The sequence below is a fragment of the Methylobacterium crusticola genome, assembly GCF_003574465.1.
In the GTDB taxonomy this organism is placed as follows: domain Bacteria; phylum Pseudomonadota; class Alphaproteobacteria; order Rhizobiales; family Beijerinckiaceae; genus Methylobacterium; species Methylobacterium crusticola.
Genome location: NZ_KZ984689.1, coordinates 1 through 2,270 on the forward strand (window position 1 = coordinate 1; position 2,270 = coordinate 2,270).

The following is a 2,270-nucleotide window of genomic DNA, read 5'->3' on the forward strand; positions in this document are numbered from 1 at the left end:
CGGCGGCCGAGCGCCCGGCCCGCTCCGCCGCGCGCCTCGACCTCGCGCGGGTCCTCCTCGCCAACGGCTTCGACGCCGAGGCGGCCGCCGTCCTGGCCTTCGCGGCGCGGGACGACGCGGCCCTGGCGGCGGAGCGCCCGGCCCGGGTGCTGGCGGCCCTGGCGGCGATCCGGCTGCGGCGCGACCCGCAGGCCGCCGGGTTCCTGGCGGGCGACGCGAAGATGGCGCAGGACCCGGAGGTACGGCTCTGGCGCGCCATGATCGACGCCCGCAGCGGCCGCGGGCCGGCGGCGCTGGCCGCCTTCAAGGCCGGCCAGCCGGTGATCGAGGCCTATCCGGAGGACCTGCAGCTCCCGCTCCTCCTCACCGCCGCCCAGGTGGCGCTGGACGCCAAGGACCCGGCCTTCGCGCAGCGGGCGCTCACGGTCGCGGGCCCGCTCGCCGACACCCCGCTCACCCGCGACACGGCGGCGTTCCTCAAGGCGCGCTTCGCGGAGGCGATCGGCCAGGAGGCGGCGGCCCAGCGCGAGTACCGGCGCCTCGCCGACGAGGCCGAGCGCCCGGTCGCCGCCCAGGCGGCGCTGCGCCTCGTCGACCTCGGCCGCGCCGCCGGCACCCTGACGCCGGAGGGCGCCGTCGACCGGCTGGAGCGCCTCGCCCTGACCTGGCACGGCGGCGAGGTCGAGGCCGAGACCCTGGCGCGGCTCGGCCGGCTCTACGCCGGCACCGGGCGCTGGCGCGACGCCTTCGCGACCGCCCGCAAGGCCAACCGGCTGTTCCCGGACCACCCGGCGACCCGCTCCCTGCACGAGGACACGGTGGCACTGTTCGCCGCGCTGTTCCTCGGCGACAGGGGCGCGAGCCTCGGGCGGATCGAGGCGCTGGCGCTCTACTTCGACTTCAAGGAGTTCACGCCCATCGGTCGCCAGGGCGACGAGATCGTCCGCCGGCTCGCCGACCGGCTCGTCGCCCTCGACCTCCTCGACGCCGCCGGCGAGCTCCTCCAGCACCAGGTCGACCAGCGCCTCACGGGCGCCGCCCGGGCGACCGTGGCGGCGCGCCTCGCCACCATCCGGCTGATGGACGGCGACCCGCTCCAGGCGCTGCGCGCCCTCCAGTCGANGGACGCGCGCCTGCTCCTCGAGGCCCGGGCCCTCTCGGACCTCTCCCGCACCGACCTCGCGCTCGAGCTCCTGGAGGGCGGCGACGGCCCGGAGGCGACGCGCCTGCGCGCCGACATCCTGTGGGGCGCCCGGCGCTGGCGCGAGGCCGGGGAGGCCCACGAGGCGATGCTCGGGGTGCGCTGGCGCGAGCCCGGGGGCCTCGCCGATGCCGAGCGCGCCGACGTGATGCGGGCGGCGATCGCCTACGCGCTCGCGGACGAGACGCTGAACCTCGACCGGCTGCGGGCGAAGTACACCCCGAAGATGGCCGAGAGCCCCGATGCCCACACCTTCGCGCTCGTGACCATGCCGAACGCCAGCGGCACCGCGGCGTTCCGGGACCTCGCGCGCCGGGCCGCGAACGCCGACACCCTCACGGCCTTCCTGCGCGGCTACCGGGCCCGCTACCCCGAGAGCGCCGCCCCCGAGCGGCCCGCCCCCGCCCCCGAGGCGCCGCCCGCGCCCGAGGCCCGCAGCGCCGGGAGCCCGCCGCCGGGATAGCCCGCCGCACCCCCGTCAGGAGCGCCGCGTCGCGCCCCGCAGCACCGGGCGCCCGCTCGGCACGACCTTGCGCACCGGCCGGCCCGGGTTCGCCAGCCGGTCGAACGGGAGGCTCATGGCCGGGGCGCCGATCTCGGCCACGGGCTGCTCGATCGCGGTGAGGCCCGGCTCCGCCGGCTCGGTCCAGGGCTCGTTGTCGAAGCCCGCGGGCGGCCCGGGCCGCCCGCACGGCGCCCGTCAGGAGCAGGCCGTTCGAGAGGATCGGGGCCTCGGGCCGGCCGGGCCGGGCGAACCGGCGCAGCACCTCGGCCTCGCGCTCGCGACGCGGCTCCTCGCGTCCCGCTTCAGCGCGCCCGAGCGGGAGGCCGGCGGCGGCGCCGCCGTGCTGGGCGCCGCCTTCATCACCGAGGGGGCGATTCCCTTCGCGGCCGCCGACCCGCTGCTGCCGATCCCGAACGCCGTGACGCACGTCGCCGGCGCCCGGGCGGCCCTCGCCGTCGGCACCGCCGTCACGGCGCTGCGCGCGGGGCTGCTCAAGCGGCGCGCCGCCTGAGGCGCGCAGGCCCCTGCCGGGGGGATCACACGGCCGCGGGAAGCTCCCGCACC

At 79.2% G+C, this 2,270-nt stretch carries 2 protein-coding genes; one reads left to right on the plus strand and one right to left on the minus strand.

The window, feature by feature from the left end:
* Positions 1–1,679 precede the first annotated feature (1,679 nt).
* A complete protein-coding gene (locus tag DT057_RS36650) occupies positions 1,680–1,817 on the minus strand; it encodes a LacI family transcriptional regulator (protein ID WP_238313517.1) in 138 nt (45 codons plus the stop codon).
* Here DT057_RS36650 and DT057_RS36655 point away from each other — a divergent pair.
* Positions 1,780–2,217: a hypothetical protein gene (locus DT057_RS36655; protein ID WP_238313477.1), complete on the plus strand. Its 438-nt coding sequence runs from the start codon at positions 1,780–1,782 to the stop codon at positions 2,215–2,217. The two genes, DT057_RS36650 and DT057_RS36655, sit on opposite strands and share 38 nt — an antisense overlap.
* The last annotated feature ends 53 nt before the right edge of the window (positions 2,218–2,270 follow it).

Coding starts and splice junctions, on each gene's coding strand:
- DT057_RS36655 (WP_238313477.1), top strand. CDS start 1,780: ATGGCCGGGGCGCCGATCTCGGCCACGGGCTGCTCGATCGCGGTGAGG.